This window comes from Amycolatopsis sp. QT-25, from assembly GCF_029369745.1.
GTDB lineage: Bacteria > Actinomycetota > Actinomycetes > Mycobacteriales > Pseudonocardiaceae > Amycolatopsis.
On the sequence record NZ_CP120210.1, the window covers coordinates 3,389,674 to 3,405,598 of the forward strand.

At 66.9% G+C, this 15,925-nt stretch carries 10 protein-coding genes and 1 pseudogene; 5 read left to right on the forward strand and 6 right to left on the reverse strand.

Annotated features, from left to right (window positions below; translation table 11 throughout):
• Positions 1 to 10: 10 nt before the first annotated feature.
• Both P3102_RS15700 and P3102_RS15705 read right to left on the reverse strand, forming a co-directional pair.
• Positions 11 to 685 (reverse strand): hypothetical protein, encoded by a 675-nt coding sequence (locus P3102_RS15700; RefSeq protein WP_276371661.1) that lies wholly within the window; start codon positions 683 to 685, stop codon positions 11 to 13.
• 397 nt (positions 686 to 1,082) lie between these two features.
• Positions 1,083 to 1,756, reverse strand: a pseudogene (locus tag P3102_RS15705) (transposase); the annotation flags it as partial.
• Between the two features lie 177 nt (positions 1,757 to 1,933).
• Here P3102_RS15705 and P3102_RS15710 point away from each other — a divergent pair.
• Entirely contained in the window at positions 1,934 to 3,229 is a 1,296-nt protein-coding gene (locus P3102_RS15710) for an IS256 family transposase (RefSeq protein WP_346660170.1), read from the forward strand.
• Between the two features lie 54 nt (positions 3,230 to 3,283).
• Here P3102_RS15710 and P3102_RS15715 read toward each other — a convergent pair whose 3' ends face one another.
• Together P3102_RS15715 and P3102_RS15720 are read right to left on the reverse strand one after the other, a co-directional pair.
• Positions 3,284 to 4,267, reverse strand: coding sequence for a TauD/TfdA family dioxygenase (locus P3102_RS15715; RefSeq protein ID WP_276370056.1), 984 nt, complete (start codon positions 4,265 to 4,267; stop codon positions 3,284 to 3,286).
• 35 nt (positions 4,268 to 4,302) lie between these two features.
• Positions 4,303 to 5,262: a hypothetical protein gene (locus P3102_RS15720; RefSeq protein WP_276370058.1), complete on the reverse strand. Its 960-nt coding sequence runs from the start codon at positions 5,260 to 5,262 to the stop codon at positions 4,303 to 4,305.
• Between the two features lie 1,004 nt (positions 5,263 to 6,266).
• Here P3102_RS15720 and P3102_RS15725 point away from each other — a divergent pair.
• On the forward strand, positions 6,267 to 7,595 hold the full coding sequence (locus P3102_RS15725) for a hypothetical protein (protein WP_276370059.1): 1,329 nt from the start codon (positions 6,267 to 6,269) through the stop codon (positions 7,593 to 7,595).
• A gap of 1,516 nt (positions 7,596 to 9,111) precedes the next feature.
• Positions 9,112 to 9,804, forward strand: coding sequence for a tectonin domain-containing protein (locus P3102_RS15730; RefSeq protein ID WP_276370061.1), 693 nt, complete (start codon positions 9,112 to 9,114; stop codon positions 9,802 to 9,804).
• Positions 9,805 to 10,112: 308 nt separating this feature from the next.
• On the opposite strand, the gene P3102_RS15735 is transcribed toward P3102_RS15730, so the two are convergent.
• Both P3102_RS15735 and P3102_RS15740 read right to left on the reverse strand, forming a co-directional pair.
• Entirely contained in the window at positions 10,113 to 12,581 is a 2,469-nt protein-coding gene (locus P3102_RS15735; protein WP_276370063.1) for an alpha/beta fold hydrolase, read from the reverse strand.
• Positions 12,578 to 14,401, reverse strand: coding sequence for a fatty acyl-AMP ligase (locus P3102_RS15740; RefSeq protein WP_276370065.1), 1,824 nt, complete (start codon positions 14,399 to 14,401; stop codon positions 12,578 to 12,580). The genes P3102_RS15735 and P3102_RS15740 overlap by 4 nt, the downstream gene beginning before the upstream one ends.
• 400 nt (positions 14,402 to 14,801) lie before the next feature.
• Here P3102_RS15740 and P3102_RS15745 point away from each other — a divergent pair, with 400 nt between their 5' ends.
• Complete coding sequence (locus tag P3102_RS15745; RefSeq protein WP_276370066.1) at positions 14,802 to 15,032, forward strand: hypothetical protein; 231 nt, start codon at positions 14,802 to 14,804, stop codon at positions 15,030 to 15,032.
• A 444-nt stretch (positions 15,033 to 15,476) separates the two neighbouring features.
• Positions 15,477 to 15,785, forward strand: a complete 309-nt coding sequence (locus tag P3102_RS15750; protein WP_276370068.1) for a hypothetical protein — start codon at positions 15,477 to 15,479, stop codon at positions 15,783 to 15,785.
• Positions 15,786 to 15,925 lie beyond the last annotated feature (140 nt).

The following is a 15,925-nucleotide window of genomic DNA, read 5'->3' on the forward strand; positions in this document are numbered from 1 at the left end:
GAGGGAAACGTCAGCCAGCGGGCTGGGAGGGCAACGGCCACGCGTTGCCCTGGGCTGACGCGGTGAACACCGTGTCCTTGGTGGTGAACAACGCGGTGCCGAACGCCTTGCTGAAGGCATCCAGACCTTCCTGGGTCGGTGTCACCGAAATACCACTACCTTGCACCGCGGTGGGCTGTCCCGGAGCGCCCGTCTTCAGACTCAGCCGGACCTTGCTCGGGTCCGCGGTGTAGAGAGGCAACTCTCCCAGCCACTCGTCGCCGACCTTCAGGAAGGCGAACACCCGGCTGTCGGGCAGCCCACCCCTGAGCCCACTGATCTCCATACGGGCCTTGTCGTTGACCAGCACCACACCACCGAACACCCGCCCCCTGCCCGTACCCGGCTGCCCGGTCGGCTTCACAGTGCCGGTGGTGTACTCCGGGGTCAGCTTGACGCCCTGGACAGTCCGGCCGTCGCTGCCCATGATCGCCGTGGCCGGGGCCACCGCCTGCATCCGGATACCCTGAGTCGCGAGCTGCTTGAGAGCGAGGTCGGTGAGCTGTAGTTCGGCCAGCCCGTTCAACACGGTCAGGTTCTGGTCGCCGGGCTGCGCGGTGGCAACCGCCGACCCGGAACCCCCCAACTGCGCGACCAAGGGTGCCGCAACCGCGCCGCTGACAAAAATACGTCGAGTGATGGCCATAGCACCCAGTGTCGAGCATCCGGGTGGTCCTGTCTTGACGAATGACTCGAAGGTGGGATCCAGCCGGGGGCGCGTCGAGTTCCGGTGACAACGCGCTTGAGGCCCGGTCACGGCGACGGCGGCGGGCTGGTTGGGACTGGTCGCCGCAGGCCCACTGGGCGCCGAGGGCGCTTCCTCCGCCGACCCCAACGCGCACCGGAACTACACGGCCCGGCTGAACAACGCCGCGAACAACAGCAATCGCCTCACCAATACCTGACCAGCGGGTGGAGAAGCTGAATGCCCCTCCCTGTATTTCTGATCCGCCAGGAGGCGGCACACGGACATCCCCGAGATACTGATCGCCGGGCACCAACGTGAACTGATTACCTACATGATCAAGTACGAGCGCAGCCACCCACAGCCCGAGCACATCCCGACGACCTTCCAGCGTGACCCCGATCGCCGCGTAGATCGGCCGGTTCGCGACCTGACCATCCCGGATCTTCACATGCACCGCGTCAATGAACACCGCCGCATATACCGAATCCAACGGCCGCGACTGCCACTCGGCCATCGCCCCGATCACCTAATCGGCAATCCGGGACACCGTCTCCTTCAACACCGACACGCCATAGATCCACGTAAAGTGCGCCGAAGATCTCACCTGTCGTCAACCCTTTCGCATACAACGACAACACGATCTCATCGACACCGCCCAGCCGACGATGCCGCTTTTCACGATCACCGGCTCGAAATCCGAATCTCGATCCCGCGGCACCGCGATCTCCACCTCGCCCACCGCGTCCGAGACCACCGTTTTCGACCGCGTGCCATTGCGCACGTTCGCGCTAGCACGGCCCGGTTCGGCCTGTGCTTCTCGTGACCGAAGGGCTCGGTCATCTCCGCATTCAACGCCGGCTCGAGGACCGTCCTGGTCAGCTGCTTGAGCAACCCGCCCGGGCCGGTCAAGGCCAGCCCCTGCGCCTGAGCCTGCGCGACCATCGAGGCCGCCAGCTCCTCCTGCGCCGACCGCGGCTTCACCGCCTTCCTCTTACCCCCTGATCGTGACGTCACAACGTCCAGTGTCATCACACCGTGCCCAAGCCCGGCGTGTCGGGCCGGAAACACCGTTACTGGGGCAGTCGCGCGTCCCGCTGGAGACATCTCGCTGGCCGCAGCGGGTTCGGTGTCGTGGGACTGTTCCAAGATCGGTGTTTTCGGCCCGACACGCCGGGCTGAGGTCCGGCGGGATGGGCACTGTGAGTGATGACATCGGAGCTTGTGAGTCCACGTAAGCGTGAGTCCAAGCCGGCGCGGGAGCTGTCGCCGGAGCAGGCCGCCGCCGCGGTGATGGTGGCTGAGGCGAAGGCTCGCGGGCTGGCGCTGACCGGCCCGGACGGGTTGCTGAAGCTGTTCACCAAGAACGTGCTGGAAACGGCACTGAACGAGGAAATGACCGAGCATCTGGGGCATGAGAAGAACCAGGCCGACCCGGATCGTGAGTCGACGAACGTGCGCAACGGCTCCCGGCCGAAAACGGTGGTCTCGGATGCGGCGGGCGAGGTCGGGATCAACGTTCCGCGGGACCGGGAGAGCACGTTCGAACCGCAGATCGTGAAGAAGCGGCAGCGTCGGCTGACCGAGGTGGACGAGATTGTGCTGTCGCTATATGCGAAGGGAATGACGACGGGGGATATCTCGGCGCATTTCGCCGAAATCTACGGGTCCTCGGTCAGCAAGGAAACGATCTCGCGGATCACCGACAAGGTCGTCGCCGAAATGAACGACTGGGCCAGCCGCCCGCTCGACCCGGTGTACGTCGCTGTGTTCATCGACGCGATCCACGTCAAGGTCCGCGACGGGCAGGTCGCCAACCGGCCCGTCTACGCCGCCATCGGCGTCACCGTGGACGGCCACAAGGACGTCCTGGGCCTGTGGATGGGCATCGGCGGCGAGGGCGCGAAGTTCTGGATGAGCGTGCTGATCGACCTGAAGAACCGCGGCATCCGGGATGTGTTCTTCCTCGTCTGCGACGGACTCAAAGGCCTGCCCGACGTCGTGACGAACGTCTGGCCGCAGACCATTGTGCAAACCTGTATCGTCCACCTGATCCGCAACACCTTCCGGCTCGTGTCCCGCCGGGACTGGGACGCGGTGAAACGCGACATCAAACCCATCTACACCGCACCCAGCCCGCACGCTGCGGCGGCCGCTCTGGACGAATTCGAAGAGAAATGGGGCGCGAAGCATGCAGCGGTGATTCGTTTATGGCGCAACGCTTGGGATGAGTTCACGCCGTTCCTCGACTACGACGTCGAGATCCGGACGATGATCTGCTCCACGAACGCGATCGAGTCGCTGAACGCCCGTTATCGGCGGGCGATCCGTGCACGTGGACATTTCCCGACCGAGCAGGCCGCGATGAAGTGCCTGTACCTTGTGACCCGCAGCCTGGACCCGACCGGGACAGGCCGCGCTCGATGGACGATGCGTTGGAAGCCAGTGATCAACGCTTTCGCCATCACATTCGGTGACCGCTGGCCGGGAGCCGAGACCTACTGATCGACAACGCCGGAAACACCGATCACGGGACAGGCCCGGTGTCGTTCTCGGTTGTCAGCGGGTGAGGATGTAGCCGTCGTGGGCGCGGTGGTCGCGGGAGCGGCGTAGGTCGGTGAGGGCGAAGGTGCGTTGGAGCCAGCGGTCGGTGCCGTCGTAGCGGGGGTGGAAGGCGGTGCGGCCGTGGGCGGTGACGCGGTTGTCGATCAGTGCCAGGTCGCCGGGGGCGAGGCGGGTGGTGTGCGCGGCGTGGTCGAAGGCGTGAAGGAGTTCGGTCAGTGCGGCGGTGGCGCGTGGAGTGAGGGCTCTGGTGGCGATGTGGGCCATGCGCATATCGGGGTCTTCGGGGGCGCCGGTGAGGATCGGGCTGGGTTCGGGGTCCGGGTTGTCGGTGCCGAAGGAGGGTGGTGGTGCGGTGATGAACTCCGGTGCGGACAGGGTCTGCCGGGTTTCGGGACTCAGCAGTGGGAGCACTTCGCGTAGGCAGGCGGTGCGCAGCCCGGCGACGCGGTCGTGGTCGGGGCGCAGGCACAGCAGCAGGACGTGGTCGGGTTCGTGGGGGTGGAAGGCGTTCTCGTTGTGGAATGTCAGCAGGGCCGAGCCGGTGTTGCCGGAGAACGCCTCGCTGCCGGGGACGGGGACGACGTCCTGCACGAGTGCCCCGGATTTCTCGGCCTGGTAGGCGGTGGGGTCGCCGAGTCCGCAGGCGATCATGGTGAGCACCGCGGCGGAGACGGTGGCCTCGCGTTGGACCGAGTCCGCGACGGCGGGGGTGGGCGGTAGGGCGTCGTGGTCGACCGGCAGGCCGTGGATCACCAGGACCCCTCGGCGGCCGGAGTGGCGTCGGAAGCGTCGGATGCCGCGTCGCAGCACAGGCGGCAGTTCGTCCCAGGCGTCGCGGGCGCGGTCCACCCATTCCGGTGCGTCGACCAGGTCGTGCTCGCCGGAGCACAGGGCGCGGGCGACGCGGTCGATCTCGGCGGTGTCGGTCGGGCTCAGCTCCAGGTCCGCAGCGGCCTCGGTGGCGGCGGATTTCAGCACGGCTTGTCCCTTCTCGGTCCCTGGCGCGGGGATGGTCAGTGCCGCAGGGAGGCGACGGTGTCGGCGATGTAGTGGTCTCCGAAGCGGATCAGCGGCGCGTACTGCGCTGCCCGCCGGTGGCGCATCAGGCGCAGCTCGCCGACGGCGTTGTCCGGGCCCTGGGGAGACTGGGCGATGGAACGCCGCAGGCGCACCATCGAGTAGGCCAGCGCGATGTGGCGTTCGCTGTCGATGAGGTCCGCTTCGAGCAGGGCGTCGCGTGCCCCGGCCAGTTCCGGGTCACTGGCGGCCAACCGCTCGTAGGGATCGGGGATCACGCCCAGGAGTTCTTTCATCGCGGCCCGGAATACCTTGTAGGCGCTGTGCTGCCGCCCGCTCAACGCCTTGTCCACGTTCGGTGGCTGCATGGAAGGGCGCACCGAGGTCGCGTAGTACTCGACCGGGATCGTGCCCGCGTGGGCCATCGCTGCGGGGAACCCGCGCACGAATACGGTCGCGTGCTCCAACCGCTCCAACGCCGCCCGCCGCGACCCCGAGCGCAGGTGGCCCACAGCGTCGGTCACGGCCACCGCCGCGCACAGGTTGAACAGCACATGTACGTGGTGGCCGATGATCCACCGTGCGGTCCACACTCGCTCCAACGATTCCTCGCCACCGGAGTCCGCCACACACAAGGCCGGTGGTGGCGGATCACCAGCGGTGGGCGCACCGGTCAGGTCCAGCACGGCCTGGCGCATGGCCGCGAGCTCCACCGCCAGATCCGCGCCCGAGATCGGGGCGTCGCACAGATCGCGCAGACCCCGGTGCACCACTGAGACACCATGCAGAGCGGCCTGCCGATCGGACAATTCCACCTCACGAACCCGGAAGAACGACTCACTCGTAGACCGCGGCGGCAACTCCTCACCGACGACCGCCCGACCGTCAGCGGATAACGCGCCCACCAACGCGTTCGCGGCGGCTGCGGCCTGCCGCAAAGCCTCGGTGCGCGCCACCGGACCGGCGTGAGTTGGCACCCTGGCCAAAACCTCGGCCGCCTGCTGAGCCTCGGCCCGCACCTCTGCGCCCAGTTCTGCGGACGTCCCGTCGATCCCATCGGCCCGCAACACCGCGACCGGCGGATACCGTGCCGTGCCTGACACATCCATACCCGGGAAGTATTCCGAGGGCGCACACCCACCAACGCCACTGAACGGGTACAGCCGACCCCGTACAGTCGTGCCCTTGCTCACACACGGTGGCGTCCGGACCATCAAAAATGATCCGGCCGGCGGTAAGAAGGGTCATGCGGCGCCGGATTGCCGTGAGCCTGGCCCATTCCGGTGTGCGCAAGCCGGGTGGTGCGAGTTTCGCGACGTGGTGCATATGTCGCCGCGCTGGCCGCGGAGTTCGCACATGCTCCGCTGGAGCCGAGTGATGATCTCCTTGCGAGCAACTAAAGACACCGGACTGCGTAACCTCCCCTTCCGTGACGCCACCCAAAACCAGGTGTGGCTGGACATCTGTGCGCTGGCCCAGGACCTGATCGCCTCACCCAGTGCCTCGCGCTGACCGGCTCGGCCTGCATCATCGAGCCCACACGCGTGCGGCCACGCCTCTTCAGCGTCGCCGGCTACCTTGTGCGCACCGCCGCCGCCTCACCCTCAAAAGTCCCGCCAGTTGACCCTGGGCCGACACCGTGATCACCGCCCACCACCGACTCGCCGCCCTGACCAAGCAGGCCCCGAGCAGCAGCATCCGACGTACCCGCAGAACCAGCCGAGTGGGGCTATACACACTCGCGCCCCGACAGACACAGCACAACAAAGATCAACACCAGCGAACCGGGATCATCTCAGCAAGATCATGAAAGATCGAGGCCTGGCGCGTTACCAATTTTTGACGGGAATCGCCCGAATTAGTGATACCTCTTGAGGCAATCTGTTAATCCCCGTTAGCGTCGGATACTGCACGTTGATGGCATTCACCCATTCGGCCGACCGATGCAGAGGGTTTAAATATGGTGCAGGAAGCCAGGGTCGACGTCAAGACCACCGCCCCGGAGAACGTCCAGGAATTGTCCAATGCGGATCTGGCCGCGATCGCCGAATCGGTAACACCGGGACCGTGGTACGCCACCGAGTTCAGGACCGGCGAGACGCGCAGGGAAGCCAACGATACCTGGGAATTGCTCAGTACCACGCCAAAGACACCTGGCGGCACCGCAGCCGTGTACTACGCCGATGGTCACTCCCGACTGAGCAGGCCGATGATTTTCGCGGACGGTTTCAACTATGGCCCCAGCGATCTTCCCGGCCTTTTCGAGCATCTCAACTCGCCCTACAACGCCGACGGGAAGCGTTTCCTCAGTCAGGTTCTGGCCGCCGGCATCGACGTCGTCCTGCTCGGGTTCGACCAACGTCACGCCGACATCCGAACCAACGCGGGCGTGGCGGTCAACTGCATTCGGCGGGCGATCGCGCAATGTGACGACGATGATGTCTCGCTGATCGTGGGCGGCGTCAGCATGGGCGGCATGGTGACCCGCTACGCGCTCGCCTCGATGGGGGCCAACGAGGAGGACCATCACACCGGCACCTACCTGTCCTACGACACCCCGCACAACGGGGCTTGGATTCCCCTGATCCTCCAGCAACTCGCCTACTTCTTCGAGGAACTGCCCGTCGGCGATCCCGACGCGCCGACGCAGGCGGCACTGATCCGCAGCGCCGCCGCGCAGCAGTTGCTGTGGTCCTGGGTGCCGAACGCCCTGTACTCCGGTCCGACCGCCACCGCGAGCCCGATGCGCACCGAGTTCCTCAACGATCTGCGCAAGATCGGCTGGTTCCCGAAGCGGCCGCGCACACTAGGTGTCGCCAACGGCGCCGGCGACGGCATCGGCCGAGACCTGCCGCCCGGTACGATCGCGTTCGACTGGAAAGCCGGCGTTCTCGCCAGCGCGACCGCGCGGTTCCAACCGGACAACGGCGCGGAGCAGGCGATCGGCGGAATGAACTTCGGGACCGCGATCCGCCGTCCGTTCACGAGCGCCGTGCCCGCTATGGATGGGGCACCTGGGGGGATTCTGGAATCCTTCGGCCTGGTCGCCGACAAGCTGAACATCACGATCGGCGAGGAATACCGCAGCAGTTGTTTCGTCCCCGTCGTGAGCTCGCTGGCACTGGACTTCGACCCGGTGAAATGGGACATCGACCCGTACATGCCGCTCCAGGAGATGCGGGCGGAGCGAAGCCAGCTCGACGAGTTCCAGTGGGACAACGGCAACACCCCGCACGGTGTGATCACCGAACCGCTGGCCCGGTGGATCCTGCCGCGCATCACCGGCTGACCCGAACCGGCCTTGGCCGGTACCTGGCCGGAGGAATCGCCAGGTACCGGACCTTGGGCTGCCGCATCCCGAAAGCCGATGTCCGTCCCCTGTGGACTTTGGGAAGGCGGCGTCACTCTGATCGAGTCCGGGCATCATCTTTCGGCCGCTTCGAGTATCCGATCAGCCGCATTGAGCAGATTTCACCGAAGGGGTGTTCCCCGGACTGTGAAAGTCGAGTTGACCGAGCGGTATAACGACACCAAAGGCAACGGCGAACCCCGCGCGAGTCTTCGATACTCATGGAACATCCTGTGATGCCGCCGAGCGGTCGAGGAGCACTGAGGTGCATGAGCAACCATTGGGCGTGACGCTCTGACACGTGCGGAGCCCTGTCTGAGCACTGCCACATCCCCAACCGTTCGTCGGGAGATGGCACTGTCGAGGGCATGTCTACGACGCAGATGCACTGTTCACGCGAGTATTTCTGCGGCGAGCTGGGGATAATCCCGGTGACCGCGATCAACAACGACACCAGCACCATCTCAGCCTGGGCCGGCAGTGTCTTCCCCTAACACCTCACGGACAAGGTCTGTGAGTACCTCGTCACCGGCGGAAGGTTCTGTCGATTTGAAGGGTCGAGACTGTCTCATTCAGGGCCATCAAGCGCTATGTCCCGGGCGGCCACTGGCTGCTCGATGTAGTCGAATCGGGGCAACACAAGACGTCCTTGAACCGGATGATCGCCCTTCGGAACCTCGCCGCCCACGAAATCCCGCCGGCAAGCGCGAGGGAATTACGGAAATCGGACAACAGCAGATCGGCAGCGCGGGCTCCTGGATCACACGTCAGAACCGATCGCAGCCACGATCGGCACACTGACCAAGCCGGCGGACGAGATCGCCAAGAGAGCACCGTACTGACCGGAACGTCGCTGCCGGGCAAGCACACACCGTCGTTTACCCGCTGGACTGGCGACAGTTGGATATGCGACTTTGGCAGTCGGCGACCCCGTCCTGGCGTTGATTGACAACCGCGTCACCGCCCACGGCCGCGCCGCCTTCCGCCCCGCTACGACGGCGCCGACCGTTGGCTTGCACGTACCTTCGTCCTGGCCGACGTGCGTCGCTCCTGCGATCACCGCCCGCGCGACGGCCACGTTCTCATCCTCTGGCAACCGAGGATGTCACGGCGGAGGTCGATCGGTGTGGCGGACGGCCCGCATACCTGAAATGGCCTCTTGATTCCCTTCGTCTCCTCCGTGGAGAGGTTCGAGGTTCACCCGGACAGCTCACCGGTGCCTGTGCGGAACACTGAGACGAATTTCCCGGCCGCCGATCGCGGCGCAAAGGTGGATCTTCCTGTGTCATTGGGGTGACAGCGGCGAAAGCCGGGTTTCGGACAGCCCGCCGCTGCTACGGTCGAAGTGGCCGGAGAACAAGGCCACGGGGGCTTGTGAGTAGACAGTCGCATTTGTGCTCGAGCCTCATTTATCTGCTTTCTGCACGTATTCGATACTGTGTGAAAGGTGTCAGCAGTGGCTCATTGGAAGAACATCACGGGTGGTCTTTCGGCGATAGCGGTCGGATCGCGGACTGTCGTGTGGGGTGTCAACAGCGGTAGCCAGATCTACCACTACACCAACCACGACAACAATCCGTGGACCGGCATTCCGGGCGGGCTGGCGGATATCGGGGCGGGTGTTGACGGCACTGTATGGGGTGTCAATTCCGGTGGAAGCATCTACCGCTACACCGGGGACACTGAGGACAACGCGTGGCTCCACGTGCCCGGGAAGTTGTCGCGCATCTCGGTGGGGTCGAGGACCAACGTGTGGGGCGTCGACTCGATCGGCGGGATTTTCCGCTACACCGGCGACGACGCCGATCCGTGGGACCGGATCCCCGGTGGTCTGGTCGACATCGGGGCCGCGGCGGACGGCACCGTCTGGGGGGTCAACTCGTCCCAGCAGATCTATCGCTACACCTGGACGGCCAACCACTGGGTCGGCATTTCAGGCGGCCTGAGCAGGATCGACGTCGGCTCCAGAACCAGCGTGTGGGGCGTGAACTCCAGCGGCCAGATCTACCGCTACACCAACGACGACGAGAACCCGTGGGTGGGCGTCCACGGCACCCTGTCAGACATCGGCGCCGGCGCCGACGGCACCGTGTGGGGCGTCAATTCCGGCGGTAGCGTCTTCCGCTACACCGGGGACTCGCCGAACTGATCGCGCAGTCCGCTGATCCGCTCACCGCGGCGGCGAAAGCCGACGCGGTGAGCGGACCCGCAGGCTCGATCTCGCGGCTCCATCGGACGGTCGCGAGATCGGGTCGGCCAGACGGTCCATCGACACCGCAGTGGGCGCACGGTCAGCAAGACATCGTCTTGCTGACCGTGCGAGAAGCGTCCCGACCTCGCACTGGCGCGGGTGTCGGGGTGCGAGGAACATCGTGGCCTAGAGCTACCTCGCTCGGACAAGTGCCAGCTTCACTCAGGCCGTGTGCGTCGCACTCGGTTTGGCGGCCCTTCACCAGGTCATCGAAGTCTGTCCGGTCCGGCTGTCTTCTTCGCCGGCTGTCCGTCCGTCCCGGATCTGAGGACTGGCGGGGGCGTGGGGGTGAGGCTATGGCGGATGGCGGTGGCGAGTGGGGTCAGGTGGGGTTGTTGGAGGAGGGTGAAGTGGTTTCCCGGTATCGGGACGGTGGTGAGGTTGGGCAGGAGTCGGGGGTTCCAGCCGTTGTGGGGGTCGTCCAGGGGCAGGTTGATGTGCCGGTCGCCCCGTAAGACCGGGGGGAAGCCGTCGGTTGCTTTGAAGAGGGTGACTGGCAGGTCGGAGGGCGGCGGCTGGTAGCGCACGTATGCTTCCAGGCTGGCCTGGTAGATGCGGAGCATGGCGAGGATGAAGCTCTCGTCGGGCAGCATTCCGGTGGCGCCGAGGAGGCGGGCGAGTTGTTCTCGCCTGCGTTCGGGGGAGGCGTCGGTATCGAGGGCCGGCCGCTCCGCGGTGCCGGCGGGATCGATGATCCTGTTCATGGTCGCCAGTTCCTCGATGGCCGCTGCCTCGTCGGGAGGCGGCGGGGTCTGTTCCGGGATCGGGACGTAGGTGTCCAGGACGAGGACGTTGGCGATCTCCTCACCGGCGGCTTGCAGGTGCAGCCCGGTCTCGTAGGCCACCAGGCCGCCGAATGAGTGTCCGCCCAGCAGGTAGGGGCCGCGTGGTTGCGCCTGCCGGATTTCCTCGGCGTAGCGCGCGGCCAGTTCTTCGACGTCGGTGTACGGTTCCTCGCTGCCGTCGTGGCCGGGTGCTTGGAGCGCGCTGAACGGGTGCTGGGGGCCGAGTTCCCTGGCCAGGGAGCGCAGATACTGGACGGTTCCGACCGCGCCGCCCGCGCAGAACAGCGGGTGTGCGGTGGTCATGGGGAGCAGCAGCGGGGATCGCCTGGGGGCCGGCATCGTGTTGCGGCCGGCTGTGAGGTGGCGGGCGATAGCGCCGATCGTGGGCTGGTTGACCAGGTCGATGGAGGCCACGTGGGTGCCGAGCAGGTCCGACAGGGCGGCTTGGAGCGAGGCAAAGCTGATGGAGTCGAAGGGGTAGTCGTACAGCGGCGCGTCCAGGTCGATGTCCTGGGGCGGGATGTCCAGTTCGGTGGCGATGGCGGTCGAGAGCCAGGCGCCGAGTTCGGCCTCGTCCAGCCGTGTGGTCCGGGACGTCGGCGTCATCTGTGGCGCGACGGTGTGCGCGGTGGGTGCGGGGAAGAAGCGCCGCGCGAGGTCCTGGGCGTAGCCCATGGTGCATTCGATCAGTTCGAACGCGGGCAGGCTGCCCGCGTGATAGGTGCGCCGTTGGCCCTGTATGTCCTCCAGCCGGTCGAGGATTCCGTCCCGCAGGTCGTCGCTGCCGAAGTGCGGCATGAACTCCCAGCGGCGCTGCAACGTCACCGACCGCACCCTGCCGCCGAGCTGCTTCATGTCCTCACAGAGCAGATCCGCGGTTCTTCCCTCGGAGAAGTCGGGACTGCCGTACACGTAGCCGGTGTACACGTCGCGGTCGTGGTGGCGGTGGTGGAACGACACGCAGCGCCCGGCCGCCGAGCTGCTCCCGGTCCGTTCCGGCAGCAGGTAGAACCCGGATTGTGGCAAGTCCTCGGCAGTGAACACGAGGGTGCGGTAGTCGATGTGGCGTACTTTCGCGGCGATCTCCCGTTCCTCCGGGGTGGCGTCCAGTACCGGCAGGACCCTGCTGAGTGGGACGGTCAGGATCAGGTCGTCGGCCTCCACGACGCCGCCCGTGGTGGTGATCGTGACGCCTTGGCCACCGCGGTCGATGCGTCGGATACGAGCTGCGAGCCGTAGGTCGGGCAGGGTGTCGGCGATCCGCTGCCACAGCCGGCCGAAGCCGCCCGCGACGGTGAACGCCCCCGCGGTCGCCATCAGCTCGGGGTGGTCCGCCACCAGCCCGGTGAGTTCCGCGTACTTGACGAAGTACAGCGCGGGTACGCCGGAGTGCAGCTGCCCGTAGCCGGCCGCGGTGTATCCGGTGCCCAATGCGGCGGCGAGTGGCCCGAGGCGGTTGTCGGCCAGCCACTGGTCCACCGGGGCGGCCAGGGCGCGTGCGGAATGAGAGAGACCGGGTGAGGCGATGTCGGGGAATCGCGCGGCGCGCAGGTCCGTGTAGCGGCGGTGGGCGTCGGAGTTGACCAGGGGTGAGAGATCGGGCGGCGCCCAGGTGCGGGTGGCAGGGTCGGGCACGAGGGTCGGTGTCGCCTGTTCGGTGGGGACGTCCAGCTGGGAGGCGAGCTGGGCCAGGGCGGTGTACCGGGGGGTGCAGATGTGTCCGCCGAGGTCGTAGCTGCGGCCGTCCAGGTCGATGGAGGCGCATTTGCCGCCGAGCGCGTCGGCGGCTTCCAGGACGATGGGGTGGTGGCCTGTGCGGTGCAGTTCGCGGGCGAGGGTCAGGCCGGTGGGACCGGCCCCGACAATGCACACGGTGCGGGCGGGGGTCATGGTGAGGACTCCTGTCCGGACGCGGCGGGCTGCTCGTCGACGGCGAGAGTGGTGGAGGCGCGGTGAACCGCACCGGAGAGGAAGGCTTGCCGGCAAGCGCCGCGGCGGACCTTGCCGCTGGTGGTCTTGGTGACGGTGCCGGGACCGCCGAGGACCACGGCGTGGCACACCAGGCTGTGATCCATGCGGACGTGGTGGCGCACCGCCTGAATCAACTCCTGCCGCTGCTCGGGGCCGAGCCGGGTTTGGCGGGTCTCGACGAAGACCACGACCCGCTCCGTGTCCCCGCCTGGTACCGGTTCCAGGACGAACGCGGCCACTCCGCCCGGCCGGATCAGCGGGTGTGCCTGGGCCGCGCTCGCCTCGACGTCCTGCGGGTAGACGTTCCGGCCGTGCACGATGATCAAGTCCTTGAGGCGCCCGGTGACGAAGAGCTCCGCCTGGTGGAAGAACCCGAGATCCCCGGTGCGCAGATACCTTCGGGGATCGTCATCGTCGGTGACCTTCGCTTGGAACAGTTCCCGGTTTTCCTCGCCGAACCCGTAGTAGCCGGCGGCCTTGGTCGGGGAGTCCACCCAGATTTCCCCGACCTGATCCTCGGGGCAGGGTCTGTGTGTCTGCGGATCGACGATCCGGACCCGGGAATCCGCCTTGGTGACCCGGCCGCTGCCCACGAGAGTGATGCCCTCGGCCGTTCCGGCGCTGTCCGACCCGGCCAGCGGCACGACGCGCCCTTCGGCCAGCGCGGCCCGGTCCACGTGCAGCACCGCGCGGCCGCCCATGGTGACGCTCAATGTGCATTCGGCCAGACCGTACGCGGGATAGAAGGCGCCCTCGGCGAGTCCCGCAGGAGCGCAGGCGTCGAGGAAGCGGCGGACGGTCTCCGGACGTACCGGCTCGCCACCGGAGCACACCACCCGCAGCGACCTCAGATCCCAGCGGGCGCGCTGCTCCCGGGTGCTCTTGCGCACCACGAGGTCGTAGGCGAAGTTCGGTGCTGCGGTGTGCGTGGCACGGACGCGGTCCATGGTCTCCATCCACAGCGCGGGACGGCGCAGGAAGGACATCGGGGACATCAGATAGGTGCTGGAGTTCCCGACGACGGTGGACAGGACGAAGCTGATCAGCCCCAGGTCGTGAAAGTGCGGCACCCAGCACACCCCGCGGGTGTCCGGCCCCAGGCCCAGGGCCTCGGTGTTGGCCTCCACCTCGGCCTGCATGTTGCCGTGTGTGACCACCACACCGCGCGGGGCGCTGGTCGAACCCGAGGTGTACTGCAGGAAGGCGGGCTGCGCCGGGTCCCCGGGCACCCGCCAATCGAGCCGCAGGGGTCTGCTGGGCCGGGCACGGTCGGTGCGCCGCCAGGTCAGGTCCGGCCAGCGCATCCGGTGACGGGCCAAGAGCGACGTGAAGTTCCCGGCCGTTCTGGCCAGCTCGTAGGCGCTGTTCGTCAGCACGGTCCCCGCCCCGCAGTCGGTGGCGATCTGGGTGAAGGCGGCCACGTCGTGGCGCAGCCGCAGCGGGTCGGGCGGGCACACCGGAACCGGCAGCACACCAGCGGCCAGGCAACCCAGGAAAGCCCCGACGAAGTCCAGGGAGGGGGGATACACCAGCAGCGCCCGGTCACCCGGGACCAGGCCCCACCGCGGCAGGGCACACGCCACCGCGTCGGCCTGGCTCGCCAGGTCCGCGACGGTGAGCCGCTGACGGTCTACCCCCTTGTCATCGACGAAGGTGAACAGGATCCGGCCGGGATCCTGCTCGTACAGGTTCAGGAAAGAGGTGAGCAGACTCCGCGTCATCGAAGGGCCAGCGGTCACGCAGAACCTCACAAGGGATCGTCACACTGGTGGCGAATGAACACCCATTACACCCGTTGCAAGGTCCCTGCGGGGATCCTCTAAAAGGAGTTTCCCGGGTGGCCGCAATAGCAGACTCTGTAGTCAGACCGTGCCCTCTCGGCGGTCGGGAGCCTCGCGAGTCGCGGGATCACCCGGCGCCCGTCACGGGGCGGTGGACCGATGAGGCGACCATCGGCCAGGACTGTCAAAACCGTAGGCGTGTGTCCCGACTCGGTGATGGTGGCGAGACGCGAAGTCCGCTGACCTGCAGCTCGCCAAATTGGCTGCGCCGCTTGAGTTGTTCGCTGGCTCGGTCATGGTGGCGAAAGTTCCCTCCAGTTGAGTCGATCACGGGCGTCCTCGGCGGGCGAAGCGGCTGATGCCCAGCTGCGATACCTGGCGCTACAACTGGGAAAGCCCGGAGGTACGGCACCTCGGGCCGATGGCCCAGGACTGGAAAGCGGCATTCGACCTGGGCGACATCGACACCGTGATCGCCGGTGTCGATGCCAACGGAGTCGCCATGGTCTCCATCCAGGCCCTCTACCGGCTCGTGCAGGAACTGCAGACACAGGTCGCGGACCTGCGCGCACAGCTCGACGCCCGCTGACCCCCGGACGCGCCCAGGGAGCAGCAGACCCCGCGCGCACGTCATCCACGTCGAGCACACCATGCTCGATCCCGGTTGAGCAGTGCCGGGCACCGGGACCAGCTGGAAGTACTGAACGCCCGCTCAAACGCCGCTCGCCTTTGGCGGACTCCGCTTCGGCGAGGGCGCGGTAGAGCGAGGCCACCGACGGGCAACGGCCGACGTTCTTGCCAGTCTTGATGGTCAGCTTCCTCGCGATCTCCGGCACCGGGGTGCCCTTGTCCTTCAACGCGAGGGCGAAGGTCAGCATGTCCTCGTCGATCACCTTCGGCCGGCCGCCGTGGTTTCCCTTCGCCGCGGCGGCTTGCTGGCCTTCGAGGGTCTTCTCGCGGATGTAATTGCGGTCCAGCTGCGCGGCGACGGCGAGCACCGCGAACAACATCGCGCCCATGGCCCGTTGGGGTCGTGGATCCCGGCCAGCGGGCCGGTGAGCAACTCCAGTTGAATGCCGCGGACCTCGAGGTCGCCCGCGAGCGCCATCAGCTCGGCGGCGTTACGCGCGGGGCGTTTCAGCTCGTGCACGGTCGAAATCACCGGCTGCTCGGGCGCGGCGTGCTTGATCTAGCTGGCCAGCACGAGCGCCTGATCGAACTCGGGCCGGACCTTGATCCGGCTGGAAATCTTCTCCGTGAACAACCTTGTCGGCATCCGGCCGCGTGCAGCGCGTCGAGCTGGATCTGCAGGTCCTGCTGCGCGGTCGAGCAGCGCGCGTAGCCGATGCAACGAGACGACCCGCCGCTACCAAAACATCCACTGGACGTAGCCGGACCTCCGGGCCAGGGATCTCGCCACTGACGCGGTCCCCGGTCCGGGCCCCCATCGCCTACTTTGCGGCTCGGGACAGCTTCGGGAGT

Bases quoted from the DNA above. Each gene is read 5' to 3' on its own strand.
- P3102_RS15735 (WP_276370063.1), bottom strand. From the start codon at position 12,581: ATGACCCCCGCCCGCACCGTGTGCATTGTCGGGGCCGGTCCCACCGGC.
- P3102_RS15710 (WP_346660170.1), top strand. From the start codon at position 1,934: ATGACATCGGAGCTTGTGAGTCCACGTAAGCGTGAGTCCAAGCCGGCG.
- P3102_RS15745 (WP_276370066.1), top strand. From the start codon at position 14,802: ATGCCCAGCTGCGATACCTGGCGCTACAACTGGGAAAGCCCGGAGGTA.
- P3102_RS15700 (WP_276371661.1), bottom strand. From the start codon at position 685: ATGGCCATCACTCGACGTATTTTTGTCAGCGGCGCGGTTGCGGCACCC.
- P3102_RS15725 (WP_276370059.1), top strand. From the start codon at position 6,267: ATGGTGCAGGAAGCCAGGGTCGACGTCAAGACCACCGCCCCGGAGAAC.